Origin of the sequence: Pseudomonas sp. QD4 (assembly GCF_049199125.1) — a bacterium.
In the GTDB taxonomy this organism is placed as follows: Bacteria; Pseudomonadota; Gammaproteobacteria; order Pseudomonadales; family Pseudomonadaceae; genus Aquipseudomonas.
This window is the reverse complement of sequence record NZ_JBLZOM010000003.1, coordinates 58333-73472: the sequence shown is the minus strand read 5'-3', so window position 1 is coordinate 73472 and position 15140 is coordinate 58333. Positions and strand designations below refer to the sequence as shown.

Here is a 15140-nt window from a genome sequence, read left to right as displayed (position 1 = left end):
GATGACGACCGCAGTAAACCATGATGTTAATGTGACATCAATGGTTTTACGTGGCATTTTGTAAGGGGGTCAAGGTCCGGCTTTATCAGCCGATAACTCCCTTTAGTGAATTCATCAGAACACGCCCAGGAGTCATTAATGGCCGGCATTCTCGACACGGTAGATCAACGTACGCAGCTGGTGGGTGAGAATCGCCTGGAAATCCTCATGTTCCGCCTGGCCGGGCGGCAGCTGTTCGCGATCAACGTTTTCAAGGTGCAGGAAGTTCTGCAACTGCCCAAGCTGACCCTGATGCCCCAGCGCCATCCGTTTGTATGCGGTGTGGTCAACCTGCGGGGCCAGACCTTGCCGGTCATCGACCTGTCCCAGGCCATTGGCATGCGCCCGCTGATCCCGGGGCCAAACAGCACCATCATCGTGACTGAATACAATCGCTCGGTGCAGGCCTTCCTGGTCGGCGGCGTCGATCGCATCGTCAACATGAACTGGGAAGCCATCTTGCCGCCACCGACCAGTGCCGGCCGCCAGCATTACCTGACCGCCATCAGCAAGGTCGACGATCAACTGGTGGAAATCATCGACGTCGAGAAAGTCCTGGCGGAGATCGTCCCCTACAACGCCAAGGTTTCCCGCGACAAGCTCGACGATCCGGTGCTGGAGCGCGCCCGTGGTCGCGAAGTGCTGCTGGTGGATGACTCCAACGTAGCGCTGTCGCAACTGCGCGATACCCTGGGCCAGCTCGGGGTCAAGATGCACATCGCCAGTGACGGCCTCAAGGCCCTGAATATGCTCAAGGCCTGGGCCGATACCGGCGTGGTCATGACCGACAAGTTGTTGATGATCTTCACCGATGCGGAAATGCCGGAGATGGACGGTTATCGCCTGACCACCGAGATCCGCAACGACCCGCGCCTGCGTGGCCTGTATGTAGTGCTGCACACGTCACTGTCCGGGAGCTTCAACGACTCGATGGTGAAGAAGGTCGGCTGCGACAACTTCCTCTCCAAGTTCCAGCCGGACAAATTGGTCGACGTGGTGCGCCAGCGCCTGATGCTCGACGAAGTCCCGGCCTGACCTGGCGGCTGCGGGCAGGCGCAAGGCCTGCCCGTGTCGGGTTTTCTTGCATCACCCGGTGGCTCGTATAAGGTGGCGTTTTTGCCCCCCAGGAAGCAGCCATGCGTCTCAGTGCGCTTTATCGATACCCCCTCAAGTCCGGCCAGGGCGAGTCCCTGCAACAGATCACCCTGGACAAACTGGGCCTGGATGGGGATCGACGCTGGATGCTGGTGGATGAAGCCAGCGGCCGCTTCCTGACGCAGCGCGCGGTGGCGCAGATGAGCCAACTCTCGGCGCTGTATAACGAACGCGGCGGCCTGACCCTGAGTGCCCCCGGGCATAGCGCGATTGATGTCGCCTTGCCCGGCGCCGATGCCGAGCTGCGGGGGGTGACCATCTGGCGCGATACCCTGCGCGTGCCGGATGCCGGCGCGGCTGCTGCGGCCTGGGTCAGCGACTTTGTCGGCAAGCCGACGCGCCTGGTGCAGGTGCCGCTGGAGCGGGCCCGTGCCACCGAGGCGGGTTACGGCAAGGACGACGATCAGGTGGCCTTTGCCGATGGTTTTCCGTTGCTGCTGATTGGCCAGGCGTCCCTTGAAGATTTGTCGCAGCGTGTGGGGCGCCCCCTGGAGATGCTGCGTTTTCGACCCAACCTGGTGATCGAGGGCAGCAGCGCCTATGCCGAGGACGGCTGGAAGCGGGTGCGAATCGGCGATATCGAGTTTCGGCTGGTCAAGCCATGCGCGCGCTGCATCCTCACCACCATCGACCCGCAGACCGGCAAGCGCAGCGCCGACCGCGAGCCCCTGGCCACCCTGCAGCAGTACCGGGCCCAGGAAGACGGTGCAATGTTCGGGCAAAACCTGGTGAACGACAGCAACGGTCGGCTTGAAGTCGGGATGCCGGTCACCGTGCTCGAATAACCCCTGATCCTGAAATGCAAAATGCCCGTATCGCAGGATACGGGCATTTTTTTGTACAGTGTCCGGTGTTCGGATCAGCCGCGGTACTCGCACAGGTAGGCGGTATCGACCGCGACCTTGAGCTGGAACTTGCTGTTGGCCGGAACATTGAACTGGCTGCCGGCGGCGAAGGTTTCCCAGCCGTTGCTGTCAGGCAGCTTGACGGTCAGGGCGCCGGAGACCACGTGCATGATTTCCCGTTGCGCGGTGCCGAACTCATATTCGCCCGGAGCCATGACGCCGATGGTGGCCGGACCTTCGGCCGTGCCGAAGGCAATCGACTTGACGGTGCCGTCGAAGTACTCGTTGACTTTAAACATGGGCGATTCCTCTAGAAAAAGGGTCAAAAAGGTCGGCCAGTATGCACAAGGGCATTAGGGGCGTCACCTGTTGCCCGCAGGCTCAGGCCGGAAGAATCAGTGGCAGCAGGCGCGCGGTATTGCGCGCGTCCTCCAGGGCCCGGTGTTGCTGGCCGCTGAACTGCATTCCCGCCAGTTGCAGCGCGCTGTTGAGGCCCATGGGCCGTTCCAGGCGCCGGGCCTTGGCGAAGCGCTGCTTGAGGTTCATGTGGGGTACCTGGCTCAGGTGGCTTTGCAAGTGCAGTTGCTGCCATTCCTGCAGCAGTTGCTGACGATCGTAATCGCCCCAGCTGGCCCAGCCGTGCAAGCGCTCGTGGTGCGGGCTGAGCCAGCGCTCGAACTGCGGCCAGACCTCGCTCAAGGGCATCGCCGCGTCGATATGGGCCTGGGTGATGTGGGTCAGTTCACGGCAGAAGGGCGTGAGCATCGGCCGCCGCGAGGGCCGGACGAAGCGTTGAAAGTGATCCAGTTCGCGGCCTTCCCGGTTCACCAGGGTGGCGCCGATCTCGATGATTTCCATCTCGCTCACCGGCCAGCCGCCTTCATCGGTGGTGGCTTCCAGATCTATTACCAGCCAGTGGGGCATCGCAAATTCCAGCCTTGAGCATCCAGATGAGGCATGAGCGTAGCCAAAGCCGGCGTATCCGCCTAGCGGCTTATTCCACCTCCAGCAGAATCTGGCGGTTTTTCACCTGGTCGCCCAGGCTCACCTGAACCCGTTTGATCACCCCGTCGATGCCGGCCTTGAGCGGGTGTTCCATCTTCATCGCTTCCAGCACCAGCAGCAGTTGGCCCTTGCTCACCGGCATGCCCTCGCTGACCAGCACATCGACAATCGCCCCGTCCATGGGTGCCTTGAGGGTGCCCGTCTCGGCGCTGGCCTGGCCGACCACCGGCGCGTGGGTCAGGTCCTGCACGTGCAGGCTGCCGGGGCCGGTGCCCAGCCAGAGGTGCTCGCCCTGCAAGTGGTAGGCATGGCGCCGCTGCACGCCGTTGACCTCGACCCGGGCCCAGCGCCCGTCCTGTTCCAGCAGTTTGAGCTGAAGGGTCTGCTCTGCCAGGTGCACCTGCACCGTGCCCGCCGGCAACGGGCTGACCGCGATCGACCAGCTTTGCAGCTCATGTCCCAGGCGGTAGTTCAGGGCCGGGTTAGGGGTGTTGCGCCAGCCCGCCAGGCCTGTGGGATGGGCGCCGCTGGCCTGTTGGTAAAACAGCGCGGCGGCGATGGCCAGGTGTTCGGGGCTGGGGGTCAGAGCTTGCAGGCTCGGGTCGTCGGCGCAGTGCTCGGCAATAAAGGCGGTGCTGAACTGGCCGCTGACAAATCCCGGATGGGCCAACAGATTGGCCAGCAGCCGCTGGTTGCTGGCCAGCCCCAGCAGCACCGAATCCTGCACGGCCCGCAGCAGCTTGCGTCGGGCTTCTTCACGGGTGGCGCCATGGGCGATGAGCTTGCCCAGCAGCGGATCGTAGAAGGGGCTGACCGATTGGCCCTCAAGCAGGCCGTGATCGATGCGCACCCCTGGGCCCGAGGCGGGCTCCCAGCGCTGTACCCGGCCGGTCTGGGGCAGAAACTGCTGCGCCGGATCCTCGGCATACAACCGTACTTCGATGGCATGGCCCGTGAGCTGCACCTGCTCCTGGCGCAAGGGCAGGGGCAGGCCGGCGGCGACCTGCAACTGCCAGGCCACCAAATCGAGGCCGGTGATCAGCTCGGTGACCGGGTGTTCGACCTGCAAGCGGGTGTTCATCTCCAGAAAATAGAACTGCCCGCGCGCATCCAGCAGAAACTCGACGGTGCCGGCACCGACGTAATTGACCGCACGCCCGGCCTGCAAGGCGGCCTCGCCCATGGTCTGGCGCAGCTCGGCAGTCATCACCGGGCACGGCGCTTCCTCGATGACTTTCTGATGCCGGCGCTGGATCGAACAATCGCGCTCGCCGAGGTAGATCAGGTTGCCGTGCTGGTCGCCGAACACCTGGATCTCGACGTGCCGCGGTTCGATCAACGCCTGTTCCAGAATCAACTCATCGCTGCCAAAGGCATGCAGTGCCTCCGAGCGGGCGGTGCGCAGTTGCTCCTGCAACTGTCCGGGCTGTTGCACCAGGCGCATGCCGCGCCCGCCGCCACCGGCGCTGGCCTTGATCATCAGCGGGTAGCCGATGCGTTCGGCCTCGGCCTGCAAGCGGGCATCGTCCTGCTCGGCGCCCTGGTAGCCGGCAATGCACGGCACACCCGCCGCCAGCATAGCCAGTTTGGACAGGCGCTTGCTGCCCATCAGTTCGATGGCTGCGGCGCTGGGGCCGATAAAGGTCAGGCCGGCCGCCTCGCAGGCGCTGGCGAACGCGGCGTTTTCCGAAAGAAAGCCGTAGCCGGGGTGAATCGCATCGGCGCCGCTGCGGCGGGCAGCGTCCAGGATCGCGGCACTGTTGAGGTAGGACTGTTGCACCGGCGCCGCGCCGATATTTACCGCTTCATCGGCCATGCGCACGTGCAGGGCGTCGGCATCGGCATCGCTGAACACCGCCACGGTGCGATAGCCCAGGGCCTGGGCCGTGCGCTGGATACGGCAGGCGATTTCACCACGGTTGGCGACAAGGATTTTGCTGAAGGCACGCATGGGGGGCTCCCTGAGGTGGTAGTTCTGGCGAAGCCGGCTTCAGCATCAGTGGCTGGCCGGCCACTGGCTCAACGGGCCCAGGCCGGTTTGCGTTTTTGGACAAAAGCCAGGGTGCCTTCGACCCCTTCGGCGCTGACCAGCGCCTGGCTGAACTGCTCGGCGGCGCGATCCAGCAGCGAGGGCAGGGCTTCTTCGGCACTGGCCAGAAGCAGGGCCTTGGTCGCGGCATTGGCCTCTGGGGCGCAGCACAGGACGTGGGCCAGCACCTCGTCCAGGCGTTCCGCCAGGGCCTGTGGGTCATGCTCGACAAAGTGCACCAGCCCCAGGCGTTCGGCTTCGTTGCCGTCGAAACGCGCAGCGGTCAGGGCCAGGCGGCGGGCCTGGGTCAGGCCGATACGTCGGACCACAAAGGGGGCGATCTGCGCCGGCAGCAGGCCGAGGCTGGTTTCGGGCATGCCGAACTGCGCCTGGTGGTCGGCAATCGCGATGTCGCTGACACAGGCCAGGCCGAAACCGCCACCGAGGACCGCACCTTGCAGGACCACGATCAGGACCTGGGGCACCTGCTGCGCCTCTTCGAGCAAGGTGCCAAAGGCGCGATTCAGGTCGCGGTAGGCGCTCGGGCCCTGGGCGCGGGCGGCGGCCATGTCCTTGAGGTCGCCACCGGCGCAGAAGTGCCCGCCGGCGCCGCCCAGTACCAAGGCGCGCACGCTGCGATCGTCCCCCACGGCAGCCAGGACCGCGCGCAGTTCGGCGACCATCTGCAGGCTCATGGCATTGCGGCTGTCCGGGCGATTGAGGGTGATGTGCAGCACGCCGTTGTGGGGTTCGAGCAGCAGGGTCTGGCATTCGGGCAGGCGGCTCATTTCTTTTTCCCCGGGAGGATGCCCATCAGTTTGCAGATGATGCCCAGCATGATTTCGTCGGCGCCGCCGCCAATCGACACCAGGCGCACATCGCGATAGGCCCGGGCCACGGGGTTATCCCACATGAAGCCCATGCCGCCCCAATATTGCAGGCAACTGTCGCTGACTTCGCGTCCCAGGCGCCCGGCCTTGAGCTTGGCCATGGACGCCAGGCGGGTCACGTCCTGGCCCCGCACGTACTGCTCGGTGGCCTGGTAGACCAGGGCCCGCAGGCATTCGATCTCGGTTTGCAGTTCGGCCAGGCGGAAGTGGATCACCTGGTTGTCGATCAGCGCGTTGCCGAAGGTCTTGCGCTCCTTGCAGTACTCGATGGTGCTGTCGACGCAGTACTCCAGGCCCTTGAGCATATTGGCCGCGCCGAACAGCCGCTCCTCCTGGAATTGCAGCATCTGCATCATGAAACCCGCGCCCTCGTGGCCGATGCGGTAGCGCTGAGGCACCCGCACATTGTCGAAAAACACCTGGGCGGTTTCCGAGCTGCGCATGCCGAGCTTGTCCAGGTGCGAGCTGAGGCTGATGCCCGGGGTGTTCATCGGCACCATGATCAGCGACTTGTTGATATGGGGCTTGTCGTCCGAGGTGTTGGCCAGCAGGCAGATAAAGTCGGCGCAGGGCGAGTTGGTGATCCACATCTTGCTGCCGTTGATCACGTAGTCGTCGCCATCCTTGCGGGCCGTGGTCTTCAGGCCCGCCACGTCGGAGCCGGCGCCGACTTCGGAGACGCCGATGCAGCCCACCTGTTTGCCGCTGATGGCGGGCCGCAGGAATTGTTCACGTAACTCATCGGAGCCGAACCGCGCCAGGGCCGGGGTGCACATATCGGTCTGGACCCCGATGGACATCGGGATGCCGCCGCAATGGATGGTGCCGAATTCTTCGGCGGCGACGATCGAATAGCTGTAGTCCAGGCCCATGCCGCCGAATTTCTCCGGCTTGGAAATGCCCAGCAACCCCAGCTCGCCGGCCTGGCGAAACAGCTCGTGGATCGGAAAGCGCCCGGCTTTCTCCCATTCCTCGACATGGGGGTTGATCTCGCGCTCGACAAAACTGCGCACGGTGCGCCGCAGCGCTTCATGTTCCTGGGTGAAGATCATTTTTATTGTTCTCCTGAGGTTGAGTCACACCGCGTCAATCCTGATTGCCCGAACTCCCGATCTGTAGCCGCTGGCGAAGGCTCGGGCCGCGTTCGGCAGCGGCTACAGGGTATTTCGTTTCAAAACCGTGCTACGCCGAAGCTGTTGGGTTGCAACTGGCGAACCTCGGCTTCGTGGCAGATATCCAGCAGGTAACCCAGCAGCGTACGGGTGTCTCGGGGGTCGATCAGCCCGTCATCCCACAGGTTGGCGCTGCCATACAAGGCGCTGGACTGGCTGTCGAGCTTTTGCGCGGTGGCCTGTTCCAGCATGTCGAGCATCTTCGGGTCGGCGACCTGGCCTTGCTTGGCGTGCTTGGCCTCGGTGACGATGCGCAGCACCTTGCCGGCCTGGGCGCCGCCCATCACCGCCGTGCGGCTGTTGGGCCAGGCGAAGATAAAGCGCGGGTCCAGCCCGCGCCCGCACATGGCGTAGTTGCCGGCGCCGTAGGAACCGCCGACGACGATGGTCAGCTTGGCGACCCGGGCATTGGCCACCGCCTGGATCATCTTCGCCCCATGCTTGATCACCCCTTGCTGTTCCGACTCGGTGCCCACCATGAACCCGGTGGTGTTGTGGAAAAACAGCAGCGGAGTGCGGCTTTGATCGCACAGCTGGATAAACTGCGCGGCCTTGCTCGCACCTTTGGGCGTGATCGGCCCGTTGTTGCCGATAAAGCCGCAGGCCCGGCCCTGAATCTGCAAATGGCCGCAAATGGTCTGCTGGTCGAACTCGGCCTTGAACTCCAGGAAGTTCGAGGCATCGGCCAGGCGCGCGATGATTTCCCGCACGTCGTAGGGTTTTTTCGGGTCGTCAGGGATCAACCCCAGCAACTCGTCGATCGGGTACAGCGGTTCGGCGTAGGGACGCGGGGCAGCCACTGGCAACTGGTCGTTCCACGGCAGCAGGCCGACGATTTCGCGGGCGATGCGCAGGCCATCGGCGTCGTTCTCTGCCAGGTACTCGGCGGTCCCGGCGACCTGAGCGTGCATTTGCGCACCGCCCAGTTCTTCATCGGTGGCCACTTCACCGGTGGCGGCCTTGAGCAGCGGTGGCCCGGCCAGAAACAGCTTGGCCTTGCCACGCACCACCACCACGTAATCCGACAGCCCCGGTTGATAGGCGCCGCCGGCAGTGGCTGAACCATGGACCACGGTGATCTGCGGCAGGCCCATGGCCGACAGGCGCGCCTGATTGGCGAAACTGCGCGCGCCTTCGACGAAAATCTCTGCCGCGTAGTTGAGGTTGGCCCCACCGCTCTCGGCGAGGGTCACCACCGGCAATTTGTTTTCCAGGGCGATCTGCTGCAGGCGCAGGGATTTTTTCAGGCCGCTGGGGGAGATGGTGCCGCCCTTGATCGCACTGTTGTTGGCCACCACCAGCATGCGCACCCCGCACACGTAGCCGATCCCGGCGATCAGGCCGCCACCGGCCTGGCTGCCGTCCTTGTCGTCATGCAGCTTGTAGCCGGCCAGGCTCGCCAGCTCCAGGAACGGCGCTCCCGGGTCCAGCAGCAAATTGAGGCGTTCACGGGGCAGCAATTGTCCTCGCTGGGCGAACTTCTCCTTGGCTTGGGCGGCCTTGTCCAGCAGGTTCTGCTCCAACTGGCGGATCTGCGCGATGGCGGCCAGCATCGCCTCGCGGTTCTGCGCAAATGACGGGCTGTGCGGGTCGAGCTGGGAGTGGATCACCGGCATGGCTTACTCCTCGTCCTTGAGTACGTCCGGCAGGTAGGCGCGGTGGAAACCGTTGTACGCCGAAGCACCGCGTTGCGCCTTGTGCAGCGGCCAGGCGCGGCTGCCAAGGCTGGCGGCGCCGTCGATGCGCAAGGTGCTGCCGCTGATAAAGGCCGCCGCCGGGCTCAGCAGAAATACAATCGCCGCGCTGACTTCCGACTCGCTGCCGATGCGTTTGAGGGGCACGTGTTCGCGCAAGGTCGGGATCACCGCCTTGAAGGCGCCTTGATAGGTGTCCATGCCGCTGGAGGCGATCCAGCCCGGCGCCACGGCGTTGACCCGCACCCCGGCATAACCCCATTCGCAGGCGGCGGTCTTGGTCAGGTTGTCCATCCCCGAGCGCGCCGCGCCGGAATGGCCCATGCCCGGCATGCCGCCCCACATGTCGGCGAGCATGTTGACGATGCTCCCGCCGTGCTTGCTCATGGACTGATTGAAGACTTCCCGGGCCATCAGGAAACCGCCTACCAGGTTGGTGCGCATCACGGTTTCAAAACCTTTCTGATTGATCGACGCCAGCGGCGAGGGGTACTGCCCGCCGGCGTTATTGACCAGGCCATGAATCGGCCCGTGGGCGGCGATCAGCTCGGCCACCAGCGCCTTCACTGCCTCTTCATCGCGAATATCGCAGGCTTGCCAACTGGCCTTGCCACCGTCCTCGGCGATCTCCCCGGCCACCGCTTGCAGCTTCTCGGCCTTGCGCCCCACCAGCAGCACATGGGCGCCCAGCGCCGCCAGTTCATGGGCGGTGCAGCGGCCGATACCGCTGCCGCCGCCGGTGACCAGCACGGTCTGGCCGCTGAACAGCCCAGGTTTGAATATCGAGTCGTAAGCCACGGCGGCTCCTTTGTGTCAATTGACGGCGTCAGCGATGCCCTGGGGCACCGGGATCTGGATTTCCAGCAACTGCTGGGCGAAGGCCTTGCCTTGCGGGTCGATCCGCAGGCTGGCCACGCCACCGCCGCCGAGGGCGTTTTCCAGCAGGAAGTTGAGGCTGTGGCTGCCCGGCAAGTACCAGCGTTCGACCCGGCCATGCACCGGATCGAGCACGTGGCTCATCCAGTCCACCAGCACTTCCGGGGTCAGGGCTTCGGCAATCCACGGCAGGTACTCGGCGCTGCGAGCCATGACCCCTATATTGCTGTGGTTGCCTTTGTCGCCGGAACGCGCCACTGCCAGTTTGATCAAGGCCACGCTGGCGTCGGCGCGCCCTTCGGGCCTGGGCACCGGGTGCGGGGCGGGCAGGGCCGCCGGGTCGAGGGCGTCGACGGCGGGCAGGGCGCAGGGATGCTGCTGCCCGGCGAAGTCGATGCTTAACGGGCAGGCCTGTTTATCGATCAGGAAGGAGAACAGGCGGATCAGCGGATACACCGTCGGCCGGCCGCCGACGATCCCGGTCAGGCCCGGCGCCATGCCGGTGGCGGCCTGGGCGATCTCCCGGGAAAACAGGACCAGGGCCTGCTTGCTCGGATGGCGCACCGCCAGTTTGATCACCACTTCACGGCTGTCCTGGCGCTGGCCATGGGGACCATAGGTGGCTTCGCTGCCCAGCAGTTCGATGTTCACTTCGCTGTAGGGCGCCCAGCCGCGCTGGCTGAACATCTCGCTGGTCTTGTCGATGATCGCCTGGCTGACCCTGCGTGCCTTGGCGACGGCGTCGATGCCGGCCATCAGGCAACTGGCGGTGCAGCGAAACCCGTCGAGGTAGGTGGCGCTGACCTTGTACTGGGCCGTGGGCGGCAGGCCCTTGGCGCCGTGCACGCTGACCGCCTGCTTGCCCTGTTGCCGCAGCCGGACCTGGCTGAAGTCGCAGACCACATCCGGCAGCAGGTAGGCACGCGGGTCGCCGATCTCGTAGAGCAACTGTTCGCCGACGCTCAGGGGGCTGATCAGGCCGCCGCTGTGTTCGACCTTGCTCACCACGAACTGGCCGTCGGCCGCGACTTCGACGATAGGGAAACCGATGTGTTCGTAGTCCGGCACCTCGCGCCAGTCGGTGAAGTTGCCGCCGGTGCATTGTGCGCCGCACTCGATGATGTGCCCGGCCAGGGCGGCCTGGGCCAGTTTGTCGTAGTCCTGCCACGACCAGTCGAACTCATGCACCAGCGCCGCACTGACCACCGCGCTGTCGACCACCCGCCCGGTAATCACGATGTCGGCGCCCAGGCGCAGTGCTTCGACAATCCCCGGGGCGCCCAGGTAGGCGTTGGTCGAGACGCACGTTGCCGGCAGGGGCGCACCGCTGAACATCTCGTGGAGGCCGGCATCGCGCAGTTGCTTGAATTGAGGTTGCAGGTCGTCGCCCAGCAGCACGGCGATCTTCAGCTTGACCCCGGTTTTGTCGCAGGCGGCTTGCAGAGCAGCGGCGCAGGCCTGGGGGTTGACCCCGCCAGCGTTGCTGATGACCCGGATCCGCTGCTGGGCAATGGTCGCCAGCAGCGGGCTGAGGACGTCGACAAAGTCGGTGGCGAAGCCGGCCGTCGGGTCCTTCATGCGGGCACCGGCCATGATCGACAGGGTGATTTCGGCCAGGTAGTCGAACACCAGGTAATCCAGGTGTCCGCCCTCCACCAGTTGCGCGGCGGCACTTGAGGTGTCGCCCCAGAAGGCGCTGGCGCAGCCGATGCGTACGGTCTTGGTCATGGCAGGGCTCTCGGGTAAAAGAACTGCGAGGAGACTACCAAGCAAGCGCTTGGTTTGTAAATGCACAAGGTATCTTCGACCCGAGCGCTTGCTTGGTCGCCCCCGGAGGCTTAAATTGCGCGCGCAACCCGCCTGTTTTCAGGGGCGGCAGCGTATTTCTGATTGGCTGAATGTAGGAGAGAACCCGTGGACGAGCAAAAAGCCTTGCAGGCCATACGCGAGCTGGTCGCCAACGGGCAACTGACCGACCCCGACAGCGCCCGGGGCAAGCTGCTGCAAACCGCCGCCCATCTGTTTCGCAATAAAGGCTATGAGCGCACCACGGTGCGTGACCTGGCCAGCGCCGTGGGCATTCAATCGGGCAGCATTTTTCACCACTTCAAAAGCAAGGACGACATCCTGCGCGCGGTGATGGAAGAAACCATCCACTACAACACCGCGTTGATGCGGGTCGAACTGGCCGCGGCCGGCAGCGTGCGCGAGCGTGTGCTGGCGCTGATTCGCTGTGAATTGCAGTCGATCATGGGCGGCAGCGGCGAAGCCATGGCGGTACTGGTGTACGAGTGGCGCTCGCTGTCCGCCGAGGGCCAGGCGCAAGTGCTGGCGCTGCGCGATATCTATGAGCAGATCTGGTTGCAGGTGCTGGGCGAGGCCCGGGAAGCGGGGTATATCAAGGGCGATGTGTTTATCACCCGGCGCTTTCTGACCGGTGCCTTGTCCTGGACCACCACCTGGTTTCGCGCCGATGGCAGCATGACCCTGGAGCAACTGGCCGAGGAAGCGTTGACCCTGGTGCTCAAGGACCGGTAGCCCAAGCCATCATTGTTTGTTGCAAAAGTTGTCGAAGTGCTTGAAACCGCCTAGCTTACTTGCATTCCCCCCGATCTTTTTTGAGGTGTGTTGCCTTGATGTCCTTGTCCATGCGTACGGCCACGCACATCGCGTTATTGGCGTTGGTTGCGCTATGGATGGGGCCGGCAACCGCGGCGCAGTTGGTACGGGTCGCGGCGGCGCATTTTCCGCCGTACACCGTACGCCCCGAACAGGGCGCCGACACCGGGCTCCTGCCGCAATTGGTGGAAGCCCTGAACCAGCTGCAAAGCGACTACCAGTTCGTTCTGGTTCCCACGTCCATCCCCCGGCGCTTTCGTGATTTCGAGCAGGGCCGCGTGGACATGGCGATTTTTGAAAACCCCGCCTGGGGCTGGCAGGACATCGCCCACACCAGCGTCGACATGGGCCTTGAGGACGCAGAGATTTTCGTCGCCCAGCGCACGCCGCAGCGGGGCCAGGAATACTTCAACGACCTTTCCGGCAAGCGCCTGGCGCTGTTCAGCGGCTACCACTATGCCTTTGCCCACTTCAACGCCGACCCCAAGTACCTGGCGCAAACCTTCAACGCCACGCTGACGTACTCCCACGACAGCAATTTGCTGATGGTGCTGCGCGGGCGTTCGGACATTGCCCTGGTGACCCGTTCCTACCTCAGCGACTTCCTGCTGCATAACGCCGATGACGCCCCGCAACTACTGGTGTCCGAGCGCATCGATCAGGTGTATCACCACTACGCGCTGATCCGTTCCAAAGCGCCGATCAGCGGCGAAGCCTTCGGCCAGTTGCTCCAGGGCCTGCGCGACAACGGGCAGATGCTGAAGATCTTCGACCCCTATCGCATCGTGGTGAGTCCGGTGGCCCGTCGCTGATTGCGCAAGATGGCCGACGCCTGGCGTTGAAGGCTAAATTTTTGCTCTCCGATCACGTCACTTGCTTGAACTGTCGACGATTATCGTGAGCCCGACCCATGTCCAACCTGAACGATCTGAGCGCCCTGGCGTTGCCCCAGGGGCAGCGCCTTGCCGCCGATGAAACCGCCACCTGCCTGAGCCTGATACTGGAAGGGCAGTTGCTGATCCAACTGCGCCTCGACCGTGAGGAACAGACCCAGGTCCACCTGCTGCAACTGCACCAGCGGCCGTTGGGCCAGGCGATCTGGGCCGCCTGCTATTGGTTGTTCGCCCGCGACCCGAGCTGCCAGAGCCTGACCTGGCACCTGCCCGAGCGTCCTGATGAGGCGTTGCGCAGCGGGCTGCTGATAGCCGGCGAGCACGCCGAGCAGTACCTGTGCCAGCGCACCCTGTTCTGGCAGTTGCCGCAGCCCTGGCTGGGCGAGTCGCTGACGGGCAGTTATCCACAGCAGATGATCATCAGCGACGGCAAGCGCCACCCTCGACGTCCGGTCAAGCCCCGGGGTGAAGTCTATCGACGCTTCGATGCGCGGTTGGGGGCCTGGGTGTCGTTGCGCACCCTGGAGATCGAGAGCGACCTGGCGCGCTTCAACCGCTGGCAGAACAACCCGCGGGTCCTGAGTTTCTGGCAGGAAGGCGGCAGCCTCGAGCAGCACCGCGAATACCTCGACAAGCTCCAGGCCGACCCCCACACCCTGACCCTGATCGGCTGTTTCGACGACCAGCCGTTCGCCTACTTCGAAGCCTACTGGGCCAAGGAAGACCGGATTGCGCCGTTCTATGACGCCGACAATTACGATCGCGGCATTCACATGCTGGTGGGAGAAGAGGATCAGCGCGGCCCGCACAAGGTGGCGAGCTGGTTATCGGCGTTGGTGCATTACCTGTTTCTCGACGACCCGCGCACCCAGACGGTGGTTGCCGAGCCGCGCGCCGATAACGCGAAGATGATCGGCTACATGCACAACCAGTGTTTTCACTGCGAGAAGGAGTTCGATTTTCCCCACAAGCGCGCGGCCTTGATGATGTTGGGGCGTGAACGCTTTTTCGATCATTGCTCCCTGCTGTAATCCCGGGAGCGGGCTTGCCGGCGAGGGCGGTGCAGTTTTCTGCTCCGGGCCCTGGTCGGCTGCAAGCGAGTTGCTGACCTCAGGAAGAGGCGGGGTTCAACGGCGGGCGTAGGTATCGGCGCGGTTGCCCGAGACCTTGCGGCAGTGCACCAGGGCATCGCGAATCATGAAGTTGACCAGGGTCGGCGAGACGCCGAGCTCCTTGGCGATGTCCTTTTGCGGCACGCCGTGCAGGCGGTACATCTCGAACGCATAGCGGGTGCGACTCGGCAGCTCGGTCAAGGCGTCGGCGATGTGTTCCAGGGTCGAAAAATTGATGTGCGAGGTTTCCGGGGACGCGCCATGAATGACCACATTCAAACCTTCCTCTTCAGTGCCTGAGTACTTCTGCTCCAGCGCCTGCTTGCGGTAATGGTCGATCGCCAGGTTGCGCACGATCTGGAACAGATAGCTGAGCTGGGCCTTGAACGATGAAGTGATCTGCGGTGCCGACTGCAATCGGAAGAACGCATCCTGCACCACGTCTTCGGCGCGCGAGCGGCAGCCCGTGATGCGCGCGGCAATCTTGACCAGAATCAGGCGGTTATCGACAAACGCCTGGAGAAGCGGTGAATCACACTTGCTTGTGGATACTTGTTCCGTCATGGAAATCACCTTGTTGCAGGGAGGTAAGTGGGACGACAGAAGATTGGGACTCGTCCTACACATCGAGCGACAAATTAGGCTTAATGATAATGATTGTCAATTGAGAAAGAGAATTAATGCTCCCCTGAGGTGCAGATTGAGAACTGCTGCACGTCTGACCCCGGCGCCGAGCCTTGAGAGCGCAGGATGGCGACTAATTATTTCAAGACGTCATCCGTTCTCATTGGAGAAAGGTCACGGGCCAAGA

14 protein-coding genes are annotated in these 15140 nt (G+C 63.8%); 5 read left to right on the top strand and 9 right to left on the bottom strand.

Going from position 1 to position 15140, the window contains the following annotated elements; translation table 11 throughout:
- Positions 1-138 precede the first annotated feature (138 nt).
- Positions 139-1074 carry a chemotaxis protein CheV gene (locus ACOZJV_RS20525; RefSeq protein ID WP_020299733.1) on the top strand — a complete coding sequence of 312 codons (936 nt, stop codon included), beginning with the start codon at positions 139-141 and terminating at the stop codon, positions 1072-1074.
- Between the two features lie 101 nt (positions 1075-1175).
- On the top strand, positions 1176-1979 hold the full coding sequence (locus ACOZJV_RS20520; RefSeq protein ID WP_421548363.1) for an MOSC domain-containing protein: 804 nt from the start codon (positions 1176-1178) through the stop codon (positions 1977-1979).
- Between the two features lie 74 nt (positions 1980-2053).
- Here the strand turns inward: ACOZJV_RS20520 and ACOZJV_RS20515 are convergent, their stop codons facing one another.
- The 8 genes from ACOZJV_RS20515 to ACOZJV_RS20480 all read right to left on the bottom strand — a co-directional run bounded on the left by ACOZJV_RS20515 (position 2054) and on the right by ACOZJV_RS20480 (position 11433).
- Entirely contained in the window at positions 2054-2338 is a 285-nt protein-coding gene (locus ACOZJV_RS20515) for a pyrimidine/purine nucleoside phosphorylase (protein ID WP_020299735.1), read from the bottom strand.
- A gap of 82 nt (positions 2339-2420) precedes the next feature.
- Entirely contained in the window at positions 2421-2963 is a 543-nt protein-coding gene (locus tag ACOZJV_RS20510) for an exonuclease domain-containing protein (protein ID WP_421548362.1), read from the bottom strand.
- A 70-nt stretch (positions 2964-3033) separates the two neighbouring features.
- Positions 3034-4995 carry an acetyl-CoA carboxylase biotin carboxylase subunit gene (locus ACOZJV_RS20505; protein WP_421548361.1) on the bottom strand — a complete coding sequence of 654 codons (1962 nt, stop codon included), beginning with the start codon at positions 4993-4995 and terminating at the stop codon, positions 3034-3036.
- Between the two features lie 68 nt (positions 4996-5063).
- Positions 5064-5861 (bottom strand): enoyl-CoA hydratase/isomerase family protein, encoded by a 798-nt coding sequence (locus ACOZJV_RS20500; RefSeq protein WP_421548360.1) that lies wholly within the window; start codon positions 5859-5861, stop codon positions 5064-5066.
- Positions 5858-7015, bottom strand: coding sequence for a citronellyl-CoA dehydrogenase (atuD, locus tag ACOZJV_RS20495; protein WP_421548359.1), 1158 nt, complete (start codon positions 7013-7015; stop codon positions 5858-5860). The genes ACOZJV_RS20500 and atuD overlap by 4 nt, the downstream gene beginning before the upstream one ends.
- A gap of 119 nt (positions 7016-7134) precedes the next feature.
- Complete coding sequence (gene atuC, locus ACOZJV_RS20490; protein ID WP_078470627.1) at positions 7135-8751, bottom strand: geranyl-CoA carboxylase subunit beta; 1617 nt, start codon at positions 8749-8751, stop codon at positions 7135-7137.
- Positions 8752-8754: 3 nt separating this feature from the next.
- The gene (locus ACOZJV_RS20485; RefSeq protein WP_421548358.1) at positions 8755-9627 is read right to left on the bottom strand and encodes an SDR family oxidoreductase; all 873 of its coding nucleotides are present in this window, start codon (positions 9625-9627) and stop codon (positions 8755-8757) included.
- A gap of 15 nt (positions 9628-9642) precedes the next feature.
- Positions 9643-11433, bottom strand: coding sequence for an acyclic terpene utilization AtuA family protein (locus tag ACOZJV_RS20480; protein ID WP_421548357.1), 1791 nt, complete (start codon positions 11431-11433; stop codon positions 9643-9645).
- 186 nt (positions 11434-11619) lie between these two features.
- Here ACOZJV_RS20480 and ACOZJV_RS20475 point away from each other — a divergent pair, with 186 nt between their 5' ends.
- The 3 genes from ACOZJV_RS20475 (at position 11620) to ACOZJV_RS20465 (ending at position 14248) form a co-directional block, all read left to right on the top strand.
- Entirely contained in the window at positions 11620-12243 is a 624-nt protein-coding gene (locus tag ACOZJV_RS20475) for a TetR/AcrR family transcriptional regulator (RefSeq protein ID WP_020299743.1), read from the top strand.
- A gap of 98 nt (positions 12244-12341) precedes the next feature.
- On the top strand, positions 12342-13136 hold the full coding sequence (locus ACOZJV_RS20470; RefSeq protein WP_421548356.1) for a substrate-binding periplasmic protein: 795 nt from the start codon (positions 12342-12344) through the stop codon (positions 13134-13136).
- 98 nt (positions 13137-13234) lie between these two features.
- On the top strand, positions 13235-14248 hold the full coding sequence (locus ACOZJV_RS20465) for a GNAT family N-acetyltransferase (RefSeq protein WP_078470623.1): 1014 nt from the start codon (positions 13235-13237) through the stop codon (positions 14246-14248).
- Between the two features lie 96 nt (positions 14249-14344).
- On the opposite strand, the gene ACOZJV_RS20460 is transcribed toward ACOZJV_RS20465, so the two are convergent.
- Positions 14345-14893 (bottom strand): RNA polymerase factor sigma-70, encoded by a 549-nt coding sequence (locus tag ACOZJV_RS20460; protein WP_020299746.1) that lies wholly within the window; start codon positions 14891-14893, stop codon positions 14345-14347.
- Between the last annotated feature and the right edge of the window lie 247 nt (positions 14894-15140).